Origin of the sequence: Streptomyces coeruleofuscus (assembly GCF_039532725.1) — a bacterium.
In the GTDB taxonomy this organism is placed as follows: domain Bacteria; phylum Actinomycetota; class Actinomycetes; order Streptomycetales; family Streptomycetaceae; genus Streptomyces; species Streptomyces coeruleofuscus.
Window position 1 is genome coordinate 543,814 of the sequence record NZ_BAAASE010000001.1, and the last position, 15,628, is coordinate 559,441.

Below are 15,628 nucleotides of genomic sequence, written 5' to 3' on the forward strand. Positions count from 1 at the left end.
ATCCGCTTCCTGGGGGCCTGGCCGCTGTGGCGGCGGCACGTCAGCGGGCTGACATCGCCCAGTACCCGATCGCACAGATAGTCGCTGGCCGGCCGCACCTCAGCGCCGGATTCGTCGACTGGGCGGTTTCGTTCGGATCAGCGGGCGGACCAGAGGAAGATGCCCGCGATGTGAAGTCCGGCGAGGTAGACGGTCGCGGTCTTCTCGTAGCGGGTGGCGATGCCGCGCCACTGCTTCAGGCGGTTGATGCACCGCTCGACGGTGTTGCGCTGCTTGTATGCCTCGCGGTCGCAGGCCAGCGGTCTGCCGCCCGCCTGTCCGCGCTGCCGCCGGTTGGCCTGCTGGTCGGCGCGTTCCGGAATCACCGCGCGGATGCCACGTCTGCGCAGGTGGTCGGCACCGGCCGTCGGCCGCGAGGTGGATCTTCGTGGTCAGTCCGCCGCGGGACCGGCCGATGGCGTGATCGTCAGGCTCGCCGGCCGGGGCCCCTTTTGCGGGCTCCGGCCGCGTGCTGGTGTGCGCGCACGATGGTGTCCTCCTGCCGGTCCGGGACGGACCTCACCGTAAGCTTGCGGGATGCCTGAAGTCGCCGTGGCGGAAGCCGAGTTTCGCGAGATCTTCGATTCCGCAGCCCCCGGAGGGACGACCCTCGTACCTCTCACGCACAACCCGTTGAACGGCGTCACCGCGGGCGTGTGGCGCGTCACGGGCGGCGGCCGGTCGGCCGTCCTGAAGGTGCTGACGCGGACGAAGGAGACCAGCGCCACGTGGGCCGCCTCCAACGACCCCCGGCACTGGAACTTCTGGCGCCGGGAGGCGTACGTCTACCAGTCGGGGCTCGCCCAGGTCTGGCAGCGGCACGGCATCCGCGCGCCCCGGCTGCTGGCCTGTGTCGAACGCCCCGACGGCGACCTGGCGTTGTGGCTGGAGGACGTGCCGGGCGAACCGGCGACGGCCTGGCCGCTCGCCCGGCACGTCGAGCACGCGCACCGGCTCGGGGCCGCGCAGGGCGCGGTGGGCGCCGGGGAGGACCGGCCGTGGCTGTCGCGGCGCTTCCTGCGCGACTACACCACCGACAAGACGACCGGCCAGGACTTGCTCGACGATGACGAGGCCTGGCGGCATCCCCTGGTCCGGGAGCACTTCCCGGCGGGCCTGCGCGAGGACATGGTCCGCCTCCACCACGACCGCGAGTGGTTCCTCACGGTCATGGAGTCCCTGCCGCGAGCCTTCTGCCATCTCGACCAGTGGCCGGCCAACGTCCGCTCCGACGGCCGCGACAGCGTCCTGTTCGACTGGGCGTTCGCCGGGGACGGCGCGCTCGGTGAGGACCTCGGCAACTACCTCCCCGACTCCGTCTTCGACCTGTTCGTTCCCGCCGCCGACCTCCCCGGCCTGGCCAAGGCGGCGTACGACGCGTACGTGCAGGGCCTGCGCGAGAGCGGCTGGCGGGGCGACGAACGGCTCGTACGGCTCGGCGTGTGCGCCTCCGCCGTGAAGTACGACTGGCTCACCGCACTGATGCTCGCCCGGGCGGACGACGAGCAGCCGGCCTACGGCGGCCAGGGCTCCGTCCCCGCCGGACTCCGCTACCGCGAACGCGGCCTGACCCTCGCCTTCCTCGCCGACTGGGCGGCCGAGGCCCGGCTGCTGGCTCCCCAGCTCGGTTTCCCGGAGGCGCCGAGCGGCCGCTGACGCGGATGTGTGAGGCTCACCGCCGGGAGAAGGGAAGGGCATGGCCCGCGTCGTCGAGTTGTCGTACTACCCCGTCAAGGGATGCGCCGGGATCTCGGCGGTCCAGGCGCCGCTGACACCCGCCGGACTGGCGCACGACCGCAGCTTCATGGTCGTCAGCGAGGAAGGCGTGTACCGGACCCAGCGCCGGGATCCCCGGCTGGCCGTCATCCGGCCGGCCATCACCGCCGACGGCGAACGCCTCACGCTCAGCGCGCCGCGGACCGAGGCCCTGCACCTGCGCGTGGACACCTCCGGCGCCCGGCGGAAGGTGGACCTGTTCGGGACCGCCTACCAGGGCATCGACCAGGGCGACACCGCAGCCGACTGGCTCTCGGAGGTGCTCGGCGCCCGGAGCCGGCTCGTGCGCGTACCGCCGGAACACGACCGGGTGACCGACGGCATGACACCAGGCACATCCGGCTACGCCGACAGCTGTGCCCTGCACGTCGTCTCGCGCTCCACCCTCGAACTCCTCAACCGGAAACTGAGCGAACGCGGCGCGAGCCCGCTGCCCATGAACCGCTTCCGCCCCAACATCGTGCTCGACGGCTGGGCCGAACCACACGCCGAGGACCGCGCCCGCCGCATCCGCATCGGCGACACCGAACTGGGCTACGCCAAGCTCGCCATCCGGTGCGCCGTCACCCTGGTCGAGCAGGAATCCGGAGCCAGGGCGGGCCCGGAACCCTTGCGCACCCTCGCCGGCTACCGGCGGGCGTCCGAGGGCGGCATCGCCTTCGGCGCGAAGTTCGCCGTGCTGCGGCCCGGCAAGGTGTCCGTCGGCGACGAAGCGGTCGTCACTGCGTGGGGCGAGTCCGAGCTGTAGGCCTCACCGCCGCGCGCGGGACGCGTGCCGGCCGGCACGCCGGCGGCCCCGGCCGCGCCGCGCCGCCACCGGTACGGCGAGGCTGACGACGAGGGCCAGCCCGAGGGCGTACGGCCACCAGCCGAAGCCGACGTCCTCCGACGCGCCGGCGCTCCGGGGCGCCGCGGCGCCGGACGCGGACGCCTCGGGCGCGGTCGGGGAGGGACTCGGGGCGGTCTTCGCGGTGAGGGCGACGTCGTTCCCGTCTCCCGCCCGGTAGTCGACGCGGTAGGTGGTGTCGCCGAGCTTCAGACGGGCGCCTTGCCGCAGCCCCTCGAACGTTCCCGAGATCCTGCCGTCGCCCCTGTGGTCGAGGACGGTGACCTCACGAGCCGGCCGGCCCCGGCCTCCGAGGGCCGAGACGTCGAGATCCCCGGCCAGCCGTACCGTCCCCGTCACCTTCAGCGGCTTGCCGCGCAGGACCAGGGTGCCCTTGGAGCTCTGCGTGTAGGCGCCGTTCACGGTGAGGCCGGTCGTCACGGCACCGTCGTTCGTCACCGCTCCCGCGACCGTGCCCTTGCCGGTGAGTGTGGTCGCGACGCGCAGACCCGCCGGGCCCGTGTCCAGCCGCGCCCCGGCCGCCGTGAGCCGTATGGCCCTGCTGCGAGTGAGCGTGGCGCCCTTTCGCAGGGCCAGCGTGCCCTTGGAGACGGTGGTCGTCCCGGTGTACGTGACGGCGGGCCCCGTCAGTGTCGTCGTGGCCGCTCCCGACTGGGTGAGCGAGCCGCTGCCGCCGATGCGGGAGAGGGCGAGAGGCCGCTTCGTGTTGCGCAGGACGAGCGAGCCGTCGTTGACGACCCGGTAGCGGGCGCCTGCCGTGTACAGTCCGCCGTCGCCGCCGCGCTTCCCGCTGCCCAGCCGGAGCACCGCCCCCTTCTCCACCGCCGTCGAGCCGTCGTAGTACTGGACGGCCGCGAAGGTCACGTCGTTGCCGGGGGTTCCGGCGATGACGATGTCGCCGGCGCCGGGGGACGCGAGGGTGTCGTGGAACACGCCGCCGCCGATGGGGGCGCCGAGCGTCACCGGGCCGTCGTAGTCGAAGGTGAGGCGGGAACGGGAGCGGGCGGCCAGGAGGTTGATGTAGACCGTCTCGGCGGTGCCCGGCATGAAGATCCTGTTCGTGGTGCCGTCGCCCCACTGGACGTTCGCGCCCTTGATGTTGGTGCCGCGCTTGTTGACGTTCTTGCGGGCCGGCGTCCAGTTCAGGGCCGGGTCGCTGAGCGACGGGTCCCTGTCGCCGCCCTGGTCCGACCAGCTGTACTGGCCGGTGAGGATCACCTTGCTGCCGGGCCGCGACTGGACGTTGATGTCGCTGCCGTACTCGCGCTGGTAGAAGTCCATGCCCATCGTGACGGTCCGGCCCAGGGGCGTGTCGACGGTCCAGGTGCCCTGGTTGAGGACCTTGCGGACGTTGGGGAGCGAGGTCGCGTACTCCGGGCGGCCCGCGTTCAGCTGGGTACCGTTGTCGATCACCCCGGAGAAGGAGTGCGTGCCCGACACGTCCCAGGTGCCCCACAGGAACCTCGGCTGGGTGATCAGCCCGGAGCCGCTGATGGTGCCCAGGTTGTAAGCGCTCGTCAGCGACAGCCGCAGGGTGCCGTCGACCCGGATGTTGTCCTGGTTGAGGCGGAACGCCGGGGTGTTGTACGGGAAGCGGCCGATCAGTCCCGTCGTACCGCCGTCGCCGTACTGGAGCGTCGCACCGCGCTCCACCGTGACCGCCGGCGGGTCGGGGTCGGCGACGGTTACGTACGGGTGGTTCCCGCCCAGCGTCCGCACCCGCTGCCGCCGCCGGGACTCAGGGAGCGCGAAGTCGCTGTCCTCGGTGAGGACCAGGGTCCCGCTGCCGCGCACCGTGAGCGTGCCCTCGCCGCGGAACACGCCGTCGTACGTCGTCGTCCCGGGCGGCACGGTGACGACCGTGTCACCGCCGAGCGTCACGTCCCGGTCGGCCAGCACGTCGGCGGTGACGTCCCGGGGACCGGCGGCCACCGCCGGGGGAGCGGCGAGCAGGGAGGCGACCGCCGCGAGGACACCGGCGGCCGCTGCTGTGGTGTGGGTGAGACTGCGCACGGGAGGGGAGACGCGGGGGGCGGGCGGCGGATAACAGAAAATCGACGGTCGCCGTTCCACCGCTCAGTGCCGGGCGAACTGCACACGCGTCGGCTGTACGGCGTCCGGACGGATCGCGATGCCGTCGACGGTGAGCTGTTCGCCGTAGATGTCGGTGAGCCTCAGGGCGCCGCCGCAGCCCGTGCCGCCGGGGGAGAGGAAGTAGTTGTACTCGGTACGGGTCAGCCGGCTCCATCCGCTGCCGGTCTTCACCTCCAGGCGGGCCAGCGGGTTGCGGTGGCCGAGTGCCTGGATGCCGCACCAGTGGCGGCTGGAGCCGGTCTTGTAGCGGATCGAGACGGTGTCGGAGGTGCTGGGGCTCAGCAGGCTCCAGGTGATCGGGATCCGGCCGGCGGAGAGGCCGGCGAGCTTGGCGAAGGCCTCCTTGCTGAGGTCGAGTTGGCCGGGGGCGCAGGGCAGCGGGCATTCGTTGGTGATCCGGACCGTGACGGAGGCGCCGTTCGCCGCGCGGACGAGGACGTGCGCACCGCACGCCTTGGACGTCTCGTAGTCGGTGTGGTTCATCGCCGCGACCATGAGGTCGGGGCTCGGGCCGTACAGGCAGGCGCCGTCGCCGTCCGCGGCGTCGTAGTGGGTGGCCACCCCCTTGTAGGTGACCTGGGGCTGGATACGTCCCGCCAGCGATGCCGTGCCGGACGCCGGCCGCGGTGAGGACCGCGGGGGGCTGGTGGGCGAGGGCCGCGCCGACGGGGTGGTCGAGGTCGGCGTCGGGGATGCCTTGGACGGCTTGGGCTTCGGCTTCGGCTTCGGGCTCGGTTCGGCCTTCCGTTCCGGTGTCGCGGCCGGGGCACTCGACTGCTTGCCGGTGGCGGACCCGGCAGCGGCTCGCACGGCGTTCGGCTCGCCGTCAGGGCGGAGGGCCATCACCAGGGACAGCAGAACGCCCACCGCCGTCACGGCGACGGCGACGGCGAGGACGAGGGCCGTGCGCCGCTCGCGGCGGGGGCGGCGGCGGGAATGGGATGCCACGGTTGCGTCCTTACGTGGTTCAGGGAAATGCACGCTGTCGACCCACCAGTCGTCGCCGGGGCCGGAAAGGTTGCCCCTCTTCCCACACCCGGTTCTCTTCGTCCCGTCAGACCCGTTGACCTCCTCGTGGCACACCCTTACCTTTTCGGCGTTCGTAATGACAGATGGTGTTCGAAATGTCAGACGACGCATCAGACAACGCCGTGTGTCCCCCAGCGAGAGGCAGGCCCCACCGCATGAGCCGCGACCGCGACCACGCTCTGCCCGAACCCCCCAGCCGCAGACTGCTGCTGAAGGGCGCGGCAGCCGCCGGCGCCCTGGCCGCCGTCCCCGCCGTCCCGGGTGTGGCCCAGGCCGCCGCCCCGGCCAGGCCCCCCAAGCCGGCTCCCTTCGTGAACCCGCTCGTCCGCAACCGGGCCGACCCGCACATCAACCGGCACAAGGACGGCTTCTACTACTTCACCGCCACCGCCCCCGAGTACGACCGCATCATCCTGCGCCGCTCCCGCACCCTGAACGGCCTGGGCACGGCCGACGAGTCCGTGATCTGGCGCGCGCACGCCACGGGCGACATGGGAGCGCACATCTGGGCGCCGGAACTGCACCGCATCGGCGGCAAGTGGTACATCTACTTCGCCTCGGCGCCCGCGGAGGACGTCTGGGCGATCCGCATATGGGTGCTGGAGAACGCCCATCCCAACCCGTTCAAGGGCACCTGGGTGGAGAAGGGCCAGGTGAAGACGGCCTGGGAGACCTTCTCCCTGGACGCCACCACCTTCACCCACCGCGGCAAGCGCTACCTCGCCTGGGCGCAGCACGAGCCCGGAATGGACAACAACACCGGCATCTTCCTGTCCGAGATGGCGAACCCCTGGACCCTGAAGGGCCCGCAGGTGCGGCTCTCCACCCCCGAGTACGACTGGGAGCGCATCGGCTTCAAGGTCAACGAGGGCCCGTACGTCATCAAGCGCAACGGCCGCCTCTTCATGACGTACTCGGCCAGCGCCACCGACTTCAACTACTGCATGGGCCTGCTGACCGCGGACGCCGACAGCCACCTGCTGGACCCCATCAGCTGGACCAAGTCGCCGACGCCGGTCTTCACCAGCAACGACACCACCAAGCAGTACGGCCCCGGCCACAACTGCTTCACCGTCGCCGAGGACGGCCGCACCGACGTGCTCGTCTACCACGCCCGCCAGTACAAGGAGATCAACGGCGACCCGCTGAACGACCCCAACCGCCACACCCGCATCCAGAAGCTCGGCTGGAAGCCTGACGGCACCCCGGACTTCGGCATCCCGGTCGCCGACACCGTGAAGGCGGGTGGCTGAGATGAGACGTGCGTACGCCCTCCTCCTCGCCCTGTGCCTGGGCATGTTCGGCGCTCTCGCCACCGCGGGCCCCGCCCAGGCCGCGCCCCAGACCATCACCAACGGCACCCAGTTCAAGGACACCTCCGGCAACCCGGTCCACGCGCACGGCGGCGGGGTCATCAAGGTCGGCTCGTACTACTACTGGTTCGGCGAGCACCGCAACGCCGACAACACCTTCCGGTACGTCGACGCCTACCGCTCGACCGACCTGAAGAACTGGGAGTTCCGCAACCACGTCCTGACAGAGGCCGGCGACCCGGAGCTGGCGACCGCCAACATCGAGCGGCCGAAGGTCATGTACAACGCCTCCACCGGCAAGTTCGTGATGTGGATGCACAAGGAGAACGGCACCGACTACAGCGAGGCCCGCGCGGCCGTCGCCGTCTCCGACACCGTCGACGGCGACTACACCTGGAAGGGCAGCTTCCGCCCACTCGGCCAGCACATGTCCCGTGACATCACGGTCTTCGTCGACACCGACGGCGCCGGGTACATGATCTCCGCCGCCCGCGAGAACTACGACCTCCAGATCTACCGCCTCACCGCCGACTACACCGGCATCGCGAGCCTGGTCGCCAACCCCTGGCCCGGCGGTCACCGCGAGGCCCCGGCGCTGTTCAAGCGGAACGGCGTGTACTTCATGCTGACCTCGGGCGCCACGGGCTGGAACCCCAACCAGCAGCAGTACGCCACGGCCACCAGCATCGCCGGACCCTGGTCGGCCATGAAGAACATCGGCGACTCGACGACGTTCGGTTCGCAGACCGCCTTCGTCCTTCCGGTACAGGGCGGTTCGGGCACCTCCTACCTCTACCTGGGCGACCGCTGGGGCAACTCCTTCGGCGGGACCGTCAACGACTCGCGGTACGTGTGGCTGCCGCTGACCTTCTCCAACTCGACCACGATGTCCATGTCCTGGTCGCCGGAGGTCACCATCGACACGGCCGCCGGGACCGTCTCCGGCACGAGCGCCACGTACAACACCCTCATCGCCCGCCACTCGTCCAAGTGCGCGGACGTGACCAGCCAGTCGCTGTGGGCGGGCGCGCAGCTCAAGCAGTACGACTGCAACGGCGGCACCAACCAGAAGTACTGGTTCAAGTCCGTCGGCAGCGGCTCCTACCAGCTGATGGTCAGGAACAGCTCGCTGTGCGTGCAGGAGAACGCGAGCTCGGTCACGCAGGAGAACTGCAACGCCTCCGCGACGGGCCAGCAGTGGTCGCTGACCACCACCGGCTCGTACGTGAACGTCAAGTCCCGCGCGACCGGCGAGTGCCTGGACGTGAACGGCGCGTCCACCGCCAACGGCGCCGCGCTCATCACGTACACGTGCAACGGAGGCACCAACCAGCAGTGGACGCGCGGGACATGACCACCCCGACTGTCCCTAGGCCAGCAGGTCGATCGCGTCGATCGCCGTCCCCGCGCTGAGGAAGCCGGTCGCCCCCGACCCGCTCACCACGTCGATCCTGAGCACGTTGTACTGACTCGGGTCCGTCTTCCAGGCGGACGCGGGCACGCTGTACGTGAACGTGTGGTTGTTGCCGCGGTACGAACCGTTGGTCAGCGACCGGGTGTTCGGCTGGGTGGGCGGGGAGGGGACGGCGGACGTCCAGGCATCGTTCACCGTCACCTGCGGGCGGCCGTTGGCGTACGCCGTCGTCACCCCGATCCGCAGCGTGTGCGCGGCGGCCGCCTGGGCCGCCGTCAGCCGGAAGTACACCAGGATCCCGCTGTTGACGTCCTTCCAGAGGTAACAGGGGAAGGCCGCGGTCTCGCCGTTCCCGATGACGACGTTCCCGGTCCAGGCCGCGGCCCGCGCGTCGGACGGATGCGCGTACGTCATCAGGTCCGCGTTCTTGAACCCGCCCGGCGTGCCGTTCCAGTCGCCGATCCGCCAGATCGCGCTCGCGTTCGACGGGTCGTTGGAGGACGGGACCGCGATCGTGTTCAGGGTGGTCGTGCCGCCCGCCGACACGCTCACCGACGTGGTGTACACCGCCAGCTCGCCCTTGAAGACGGTCAGTGTGTACGTCCCGGGCAGCACACCCGGGACGGAGAAGTAGCCGTCCGAGGAACGCGCCGAACCCCAGTACTGCGCCGCCGCGTTGGCCAGCCCCACCGTGTACGGGTACGCCGTGTTCCGCCCGGATATCCCGACGCCGGTGACCTTGCCCCGGCCGCTCGCCGGCACGTACCCCGGGATGCCGAGCGAATCGGCCCACGGTGTGGTCAGCGTGCCCGGGAACAGCGCGGAGGAGGGCGCCCCGCCGTCCGTGAAGGCGATGACGTACGGGCCCTGGAGACCGAACCGCTGGTCCTCGGTCTGGTTCTGGCCGTAGTGGAGGATCTCGTACAGGCCGCCGCCGTCCGCGCTCTGGTGGCGCAGCAGGGAGCGGTAGAAGGGGCCGCCGGAGGCCTTCTCGTGGTTGCTGCGCACCATCCACAGGCCGACGCCGCCCGCGGACCAGCCGATGTGGTCGTAGTCCATGACGCGCCGCTTGGAGTAGTGCTTGGAGCGGGTCTGCCCGTCGGACTTCCGGAACACGTCCGAGGCCTCGATGGCGGTGGGCGCGTACGTGTACGAGTCGGGCTCGTCGTTGAGGAACGCGCCCTTCCTCACGCGCACGATGTACCGGGTGGCGGAGACGGACGTGTCGGCCTTGTTCGTCCACAGGTAGACGTTGTTCTCGCCGCTGCGGGCCGCGTAGTAGTGCCTGAGCGTGCCGTGCGTGACCGAGACCAGGATCGTCGAGCCGGACTGCCCGATGCTCACGGTGGAGGCGCCGAGGCCGGACTCGATGTGCGAGTTCATGCCGCCGTAGCCCTGGTACTCCGTGCCCCGGTAGACCAGGGAGGTCAGGTCGCCGGTGGACTTGCTGACCTTGAAGACCAGGTGGGCGCCGGTGTCGACGACGTAGTCCGAGCCGTCGTCGGTCCAGCCGAAGCCGGCCGCGTGCGCCGTGCCGGTGAGGGCCGCACCGGCGGCGGCGGTGGCGCCGAGGACGAAGGCGCGGCGGCCGACCGGTCTGTTCGCGGATCCGGACATGGGGGCCTCCTTCGGGAGGTGGTGGGGGGAGTGGGGGTGGTGGGGGAGAGCGAGAGTGACAGTGACAGTTGAATCGATTTCGCGAAAGGGCTTTCGCGCGCTTGCAGGGAGCATCTTTGCCAAATCGAGCCGAGGGCTAGAAAGCGCTTGCCAGAGGCGATACGTTCAGCCGCCAGGTCTTGTCGCCGTGACGGAGGAGCTGCGAGTGAGACGTTTCAACATGGCCGTGCTGGCGGCCGTGACGCTGAGCACCGCCCTGTCCGCCGTACCCGCCCACGCGGACGAGGCCGGCGGAAGGCCGGGCCTCGCGCAGTGCACCGCCGGCGCCTGCCACTTCGACGTCCCGCCCGGCACGTACGACGTGCGGGTCGTGCTCGGCGGGAAGACCGCGTCCGCCACGAGCGTCAGCGGCGAGACCCGCCGGTCCCTGCTGCCGGAGACGCCGGCACCGGCGGGCGAGCGCGTCACCCGCAGTTTCACCGTGAACGTCCGCACCCCCGAGGGGGAGCCCACCGGCCCCGACGGCACCCCCGGCCTCGATCTGCGGATCGGCGGCTCCGCCCCCGCGCTGGCCGGCATCAAGGTCACCCCGGCCCGGCACGCCCGCCAGCTCTTCCTGATCGGCGACTCCACCGTCTGCGACCAGCCCGGCGACCCGTACTCCGGCTGGGGCCAGCAGTTGCCCCAGTACCTCGGCAAGGGCGTGTCCGTCGCCAACTACGCCGATTCCGGCGAGAGTACGGTCACGTTTCTGGGGAACCCGCGGCTGTGGGCCACCGTACGGCCCCTGATCCGCCCCGGCGACCTGGTCCTCGTCCAGCTCGCCCACAACGACAAGACCACGGACGAGGCCACCTACCGGGCCAACCTGGAGACCCTGGTGGCGGGCATCCGGGAGCGGGGCGGACAGCCGGTCCTTGTCACTCCCATCGTGCGGCGCTGGTTCAACCCCGACGGCACGCTGAACAACGGAACCGCGCTCCTGGTCAACGGCCTGGGCGTCGACCACCCGGCGGTCACACGCTCCGTCGCGGCCGAGCGGAACGTCCCGCTGATCGACCTCACGGCGAAGACGAAGGCGCTCGTCGAGTCCCTGGGCGTGGAGGGTTCCAAGGCCCTGTACCTCTCCAACGAGGCGCGGGACAACACGCACACCTCCGTGCGCGGTGCCACGGCCTACGCGGGCCTGGTCCGCGACGAACTCGTCACCCGGCATCTGGTGCCGAAGGGCAAGGTGCGGGTGGGATGAACCCCTGGGGCGCCCCGACCGGAACCGGGGCGCTCCAGGTTCAACTGTTTCCGACCTGTCCCAGCACGAAAGAGACACGATGCAGCTTCCGCCCGCCGACCGCACGGCCTCCGCGTACACCGGCTACACCCGCGCCCACTGGGAGTCGGCGGCCGACGCCCTGCTCACCGCCGTCGAGCCGTACGCGACCGGGGACCGCGCGCTGTACCACCTGCCCGGCGACCGGACGAGCTGGTCGGGCCGCCTCTCCGACGGCCTGGAGGGCTACGCCCGCACCCTGCTGCTGGCCGCCTTCCGCCGCGACGAGAAGGCCCTGGAGCGCTACGCCGACGGTCTGGCCGCCGGAGTCTCGGGCGTCTGGCCCCGCATCGAGGACCGCAGCCAGCCCCTGGTGGAGGCCGCGTCGATCGCACTCGCCCTGCGCCTGACGCGGGAACTGCTGTGGGACCGGCTGGACGACGGCGTACGGCAGCGGGCGGCCGCCTGGCTCGGCGACGCGCTCACCGCCGAGGCCTGGCCCTGCAACTGGGAGCTGTTCCCGGTCACGGTGGGCGGCTTCCTGGCCGAGATCGGCCACGAGCCGGACGCGTCCCGCGCGGCGATCGACCGCGGCCTGGAGCGCATCGAGCAGTGGTACCTGGGCGACGGCTGGTACACCGACGGCGACGGCCGCAAGTTCGACTACTACAACGGCTGGGCGATGCACCTCTACCCGGTGCTGCACGCCTGGCTGGAACGGGACGAGCGCCTGCTGGAGCTGTACGGGACCCGTCTGGAACGCCATCTTTCCGACTACGCCCGCCTGTTCGGCGGTGACGGCGCCCCCCTGCACCAGGGCCGCTCCCTCACCTACCGCTTCGCGACGACGGCACCGCTGTGGCTGGGCGCCCTGACCGGCCGTACGCCGCTCTCCCCGGGCGAGACCCGGCGCCTGGCCTCGGGAGCACTGCGCTACTTCCTCGACCGGGGCGCGGTGGACGACCGGGGCCTGCTGTCCCTGGGCTGGCACGGCCCCGACGAGTCGGTCCTCCAGGGCTACTCGGGCCCGGCCTCCCCGTACTGGGCGAGCAAGGGCTTCCTCGGCCTGCTCCTGCCGCGCGATCACGAGGTGTGGACGGCGACGGAGGAGCCCGCCCCGGCCGAGCGCGCGGACGCCGTCACCCCCGTCGGCCCTCCCAACTGGCTGCTCCAGTCCACCCGTTCCGACGGTGTGGTCCGCCTCCACAACCACGGCAGCGAGGACGTCCGCTACGACCCGTACTACACGCGCCTGGCCTACTCGACCGTGACGGCCCCGTCCCCCTCCCACGACAACAGCGTGCTCGTCGGCGACGACCCGAGCCGCACCGGCATCGAACCGCTGGGCGTCGGCGAGGGCTGGGCGGCCTCGCGGCACACGGCGGGCGGAGGAGCCCGGGTGACGAGCGTGGTGCTGGCGCACGGGGCGGCGGAGGTCCGGGCGCACCTGGTGACGGGCGCGGAGCCCGGGACGCCCGTACGGGTCACCGGCTGGCCGGCGGGGGAGGGCCTGCGGGCCGAACTCCTGCCCGCGGCCGGTCTCGACGACGCCCTCACCGGCGTCACCGGGGACGGCGCCACGCTGTTCGTCGTCCTGGCCCGGCTGACGGGCGAGGCGGACCCGGTCCCGCTGGCGGAGCTGGTCTCCGTGCGCGTGGACGGGACAGGGACGGTCGAGGTCCGCTGGCGCGACGGGGACGGGGCGCGGGTCCTGCTGGACGGTTCGGGAGCCGAGGTGGCGCCGCTCACGGCTTGAGGAGGGTGGGGCTCCGAGGCGGTCTCCCGTCGGCCGCACTTCGGTCGGCGCCGAAGTGATCCGCGCCTAGCGTGGCCCCATGACCGCTCACCCGAAGCAGACACGGCACGCCCGGACGGCCACCGCCTTCGCCGGCCTCCACCATGCCGACGAGCCGCTCCTGCTGCCCAACGCCTGGGACTGCGCGTCCGCCCGGGCCATCGCGGGGCAGGGGTTCCGGGCGGTCGCGACGACGAGCCTGGGCGTCGCCGTGGCCGCGGGACTGCCCGACGGCGAGGCCGCGACCCGGGAGGAGACGCTCCGGCTGGCCTTCGCCCTCGGCTCGGAGCCGTGGCTGCTGTCCGTCGACGCCGAGGGCGGCTTCAGCGAAGACCCGGACGAGGTCGCGGAGTTCGCGCGCGAGCTGTACGCCGTGGGAGTCGTCGGCATCAACCTGGAGGACGGACTCGGGCCCGCCGACCTGCATGCGGCGAAGATCGCCGCGGTGAAGGAGGCCGTCCCCGGCCTCTTCGTCAACGCCCGCACCGACACCCACTGGCTCGGCGACGGCGACCTCACCGACACGTTCGCACGGCTCGACGCCTACCGACAGGCGGGCGCGGACGGCCTGTTCGTCCCCGGCCTCACCGACCTTCGGCAGATCACCACCCTGGTGCGCCGCGTCCACGCCCCTCTCAACGTCCTCTACTCACCGGACGGCCCCTCCGTCCCCCGCCTCGCCGAGGCCGGCGTACGCCGGATCAGCCTCGGCTCGCTGCTGTACCGGCGGGCGCTGGGCGCGGCCCTGGAGGCGGCGGCGGAGATCCGGGCCGGCCGGACGCCGACGGGGCCGACTCCGTCGTACGGGGAAGTGGCCCGTCAGGTCGCTCCGCAGGCCGTTCCGTCAGGTGTCGAGGGCGGCTAGGTGTCGAGCGCGGCGACCAGCAGCGACACGGCAGCGAGGTCCGGCAGGGCGCGCAGGCAGGTGAGGACCTGCTCGCCCGCGAACTCGCGCTGCTCGGCCGTCACGGCGGGATCGACGGCCGTCTCCGCCTGCACATGGACGTAGTTCAGGTCCGTGGCGAAGAGCATCGAGAACGACTCCGGGCCCGTGACCACGGCCCGGCCCCCGGCATCCCGGTAGGCCCGGGCCAGACGCCGGGCGGATGCGATGTCCACCTCGTTGCGTCCCGACCACACGTACACGGCCCGCGCGAACTCCCGTTCCGCCGAGATCGGCCCCGCGTTGTCCCAGTCGAGGAGGACCGGCCCGTCCGCGCCGATCAGGACGTTCTGGGGCTGGAGGTCGAGGTGCGAGGTCACGAGGCCGTCGGGGGCCGACGGTGTCACCCAGTGCGCCAGCCGGGGCGCGGACGTGGCGACGAACCGGCCCAGCTCGTCCGCCCACGGCAGGCCGGCGTCCCGCACCTTCTTGAGGACGTCCTCCCAGCCGGCCTCGTCAGGACACCGCTCGTACCAGTCGTCCGGCGTCTCGGCGGCGCCCTCACCGGCCTGGTGCAGCAGCGCCATGGTCCGGCCGAACCAGTCCAGGACGTCCGGGTCGGACGCGTCCGCCCGGGTGCCGTCGACCCAGTCGTACAGCTTCACCCAGGACCCTGCCGGGGAGCCGGGACGGGAGACGTGCGCGCCCCCGCGGTCGGGGTGGAGACGGGGCGAGGCGATGCCCAGGTCCGCGGCGGAGTCCCGGAGCGCGGCCTCGCGGCGGACCTGTGCCTCGTCGCAGCCGAAGAGGAGCTCCTTCACCGCCCACGAGGACCCGTTTCCGGTGAGCTTCCAGATCTGGCCCAGTGCGCCCCGGGTGACCGGTGTCATGGTCCAGGGCCCGGCGCCGAGGGCGTAGGTCCGCGCTATGGAGTCGGCTGCGTCACGCATCGGTCGTCCTCTGTTCGCGGGGCCAGTTCTGGAGCAGTACGTGCAGGGCGTCGATCGCCCTGTCCCAGGACGCCTGTACGTCACGGGGCGCGCCGAAGGCGCCGGTGGACTCCAGGGCGCAGTAGCCGTGGAAGGTGCTGCGCAGCAGGCGCACGGCGTCCGTGAGGTCGGGTTCCTCCAGGCCGTAGGCGCGGAGCATGCCGTAGGTGACGTCGGCCGTGCGGCGCATCGCGGGGGAGTCCGCGACCAGGTCCTGGTCGATCCGGATCTGTGCCGCCGCGTACCGGCCGGGGTGCTCCAGGGCGTAGGCCCGGTAGGCGCCGGCGAAGGCCCCGAGCGTGTCCCGGCCGGCCTCCCGCCCTTCCACCGCCGCCGCGATCCGGTCGATCATCTCGCCGCCCGCGAGGAGGGCCATCCGCGTGCGCAGGTCCTTGAGGTTTCGGACGTGGGTGTACAGGCTCGCGTCCTTCACCCCGAAGCGGCGGGCCAGGGCGGAGAGGGTGACGTGGTCCAGGCCGGCCTCGTCGGCGAGGTCGGCCGCGGCGGCCACGAGGCGGTCGGGGGTGAGGCCGGCTCTGGGCATGAGGGAAGAGCGTAGTACGGG

At 71.8% G+C, this 15,628-nt stretch carries 12 protein-coding genes and 1 pseudogene; 7 read left to right on the forward strand and 6 right to left on the reverse strand.

Annotated elements, in window-relative coordinates; translation table 11 throughout:
• Positions 1–137: 137 nt before the first annotated feature.
• Positions 138–538: pseudogene (locus tag ABFX81_RS02330) on the reverse strand (transposase); the annotation flags it as partial.
• Between the two features lie 38 nt (positions 539–576).
• Between ABFX81_RS02330 and ABFX81_RS02335 the strand changes: the two are divergent.
• Together ABFX81_RS02335 and ABFX81_RS02340 are read left to right on the forward strand one after the other, a co-directional pair.
• A complete protein-coding gene (locus ABFX81_RS02335; protein ID WP_086855121.1) occupies positions 577–1,695 on the forward strand; it encodes an aminoglycoside phosphotransferase family protein in 1,119 nt (372 codons plus the stop codon).
• Between the two features lie 40 nt (positions 1,696–1,735).
• Positions 1,736–2,563: an MOSC N-terminal beta barrel domain-containing protein gene (locus ABFX81_RS02340; protein WP_086855120.1), complete on the forward strand. Its 828-nt coding sequence runs from the start codon at positions 1,736–1,738 to the stop codon at positions 2,561–2,563.
• Positions 2,564–2,566: 3 nt separating this feature from the next.
• Here ABFX81_RS02340 and ABFX81_RS02345 read toward each other — a convergent pair whose 3' ends face one another.
• On the reverse strand, positions 2,567–4,675 hold the full coding sequence (locus ABFX81_RS02345) for an autotransporter-associated beta strand repeat-containing protein (RefSeq protein ID WP_086855119.1): 2,109 nt from the start codon (positions 4,673–4,675) through the stop codon (positions 2,567–2,569).
• A 63-nt stretch (positions 4,676–4,738) separates the two neighbouring features.
• Positions 4,739–5,704 carry an expansin EXLX1 family cellulose-binding protein gene (locus tag ABFX81_RS02350; RefSeq protein ID WP_086855118.1) on the reverse strand — a complete coding sequence of 322 codons (966 nt, stop codon included), beginning with the start codon at positions 5,702–5,704 and terminating at the stop codon, positions 4,739–4,741.
• 236 nt (positions 5,705–5,940) lie between these two features.
• Here ABFX81_RS02350 and ABFX81_RS02355 point away from each other — a divergent pair, with 236 nt between their 5' ends.
• Positions 5,941–7,038, forward strand: a complete 1,098-nt coding sequence (locus ABFX81_RS02355; protein ID WP_346137551.1) for a glycoside hydrolase family 43 protein — start codon at positions 5,941–5,943, stop codon at positions 7,036–7,038.
• Between the two features lies 1 nt (position 7,039).
• Positions 7,040–8,452, forward strand: a complete 1,413-nt coding sequence (locus tag ABFX81_RS02360) for a family 43 glycosylhydrolase (protein ID WP_086853195.1) — start codon at positions 7,040–7,042, stop codon at positions 8,450–8,452.
• 15 nt (positions 8,453–8,467) lie between these two features.
• Here the strand turns inward: ABFX81_RS02360 and ABFX81_RS02365 are convergent, their stop codons facing one another.
• The gene (locus ABFX81_RS02365) at positions 8,468–10,129 is read right to left on the reverse strand and encodes a rhamnogalacturonan lyase B N-terminal domain-containing protein (RefSeq protein WP_086853193.1); all 1,662 of its coding nucleotides are present in this window, start codon (positions 10,127–10,129) and stop codon (positions 8,468–8,470) included.
• A 205-nt stretch (positions 10,130–10,334) separates the two neighbouring features.
• On the opposite strand from ABFX81_RS02365, the gene ABFX81_RS02370 reads away from it, so the two are divergent.
• The 3 genes from ABFX81_RS02370 (at position 10,335) to ABFX81_RS02380 (ending at position 14,056) form a co-directional block, all read left to right on the forward strand.
• Positions 10,335–11,378: a rhamnogalacturonan acetylesterase gene (locus ABFX81_RS02370; RefSeq protein WP_346137552.1), complete on the forward strand. Its 1,044-nt coding sequence runs from the start codon at positions 10,335–10,337 to the stop codon at positions 11,376–11,378.
• A 79-nt stretch (positions 11,379–11,457) separates the two neighbouring features.
• Positions 11,458–13,152 (forward strand): DUF2264 domain-containing protein, encoded by a 1,695-nt coding sequence (locus tag ABFX81_RS02375; protein ID WP_346137553.1) that lies wholly within the window; start codon positions 11,458–11,460, stop codon positions 13,150–13,152.
• 79 nt (positions 13,153–13,231) lie between these two features.
• Entirely contained in the window at positions 13,232–14,056 is an 825-nt protein-coding gene (locus ABFX81_RS02380) for an isocitrate lyase/PEP mutase family protein (protein ID WP_346137554.1), read from the forward strand.
• Here the strand turns inward: ABFX81_RS02380 and ABFX81_RS02385 are convergent.
• Together ABFX81_RS02385 and ABFX81_RS02390 are read right to left on the reverse strand one after the other, a co-directional pair.
• Entirely contained in the window at positions 14,053–15,024 is a 972-nt protein-coding gene (locus tag ABFX81_RS02385; protein WP_086850763.1) for an aminoglycoside phosphotransferase/kinase family protein, read from the reverse strand. The genes ABFX81_RS02380 and ABFX81_RS02385 overlap by 4 nt on opposite strands.
• Positions 15,017–15,607 (reverse strand): WHG domain-containing protein, encoded by a 591-nt coding sequence (locus ABFX81_RS02390; protein ID WP_086850761.1) that lies wholly within the window; start codon positions 15,605–15,607, stop codon positions 15,017–15,019. The genes ABFX81_RS02385 and ABFX81_RS02390 overlap by 8 nt, the downstream gene beginning before the upstream one ends.
• Positions 15,608–15,628: the final 21 nt, after the last annotated feature.

Coding starts and splice junctions, on each gene's coding strand:
- ABFX81_RS02355 (WP_346137551.1), top strand. CDS start 5,941: ATGAGCCGCGACCGCGACCACGCTCTGCCCGAACCCCCCAGCCGCAGA.
- ABFX81_RS02335 (WP_086855121.1), top strand. CDS start 577: ATGCCTGAAGTCGCCGTGGCGGAAGCCGAGTTTCGCGAGATCTTCGAT.
- ABFX81_RS02365 (WP_086853193.1), bottom strand. CDS start 10,129: ATGTCCGGATCCGCGAACAGACCGGTCGGCCGCCGCGCCTTCGTCCTC.
- ABFX81_RS02380 (WP_346137554.1), top strand. CDS start 13,232: ATGACCGCTCACCCGAAGCAGACACGGCACGCCCGGACGGCCACCGCC.
- ABFX81_RS02340 (WP_086855120.1), top strand. CDS start 1,736: ATGGCCCGCGTCGTCGAGTTGTCGTACTACCCCGTCAAGGGATGCGCC.
- ABFX81_RS02385 (WP_086850763.1), bottom strand. CDS start 15,024: ATGCGTGACGCAGCCGACTCCATAGCGCGGACCTACGCCCTCGGCGCC.
- ABFX81_RS02390 (WP_086850761.1), bottom strand. CDS start 15,607: ATGCCCAGAGCCGGCCTCACCCCCGACCGCCTCGTGGCCGCCGCGGCC.
- ABFX81_RS02360 (WP_086853195.1), top strand. CDS start 7,040: ATGAGACGTGCGTACGCCCTCCTCCTCGCCCTGTGCCTGGGCATGTTC.
- ABFX81_RS02375 (WP_346137553.1), top strand. CDS start 11,458: ATGCAGCTTCCGCCCGCCGACCGCACGGCCTCCGCGTACACCGGCTAC.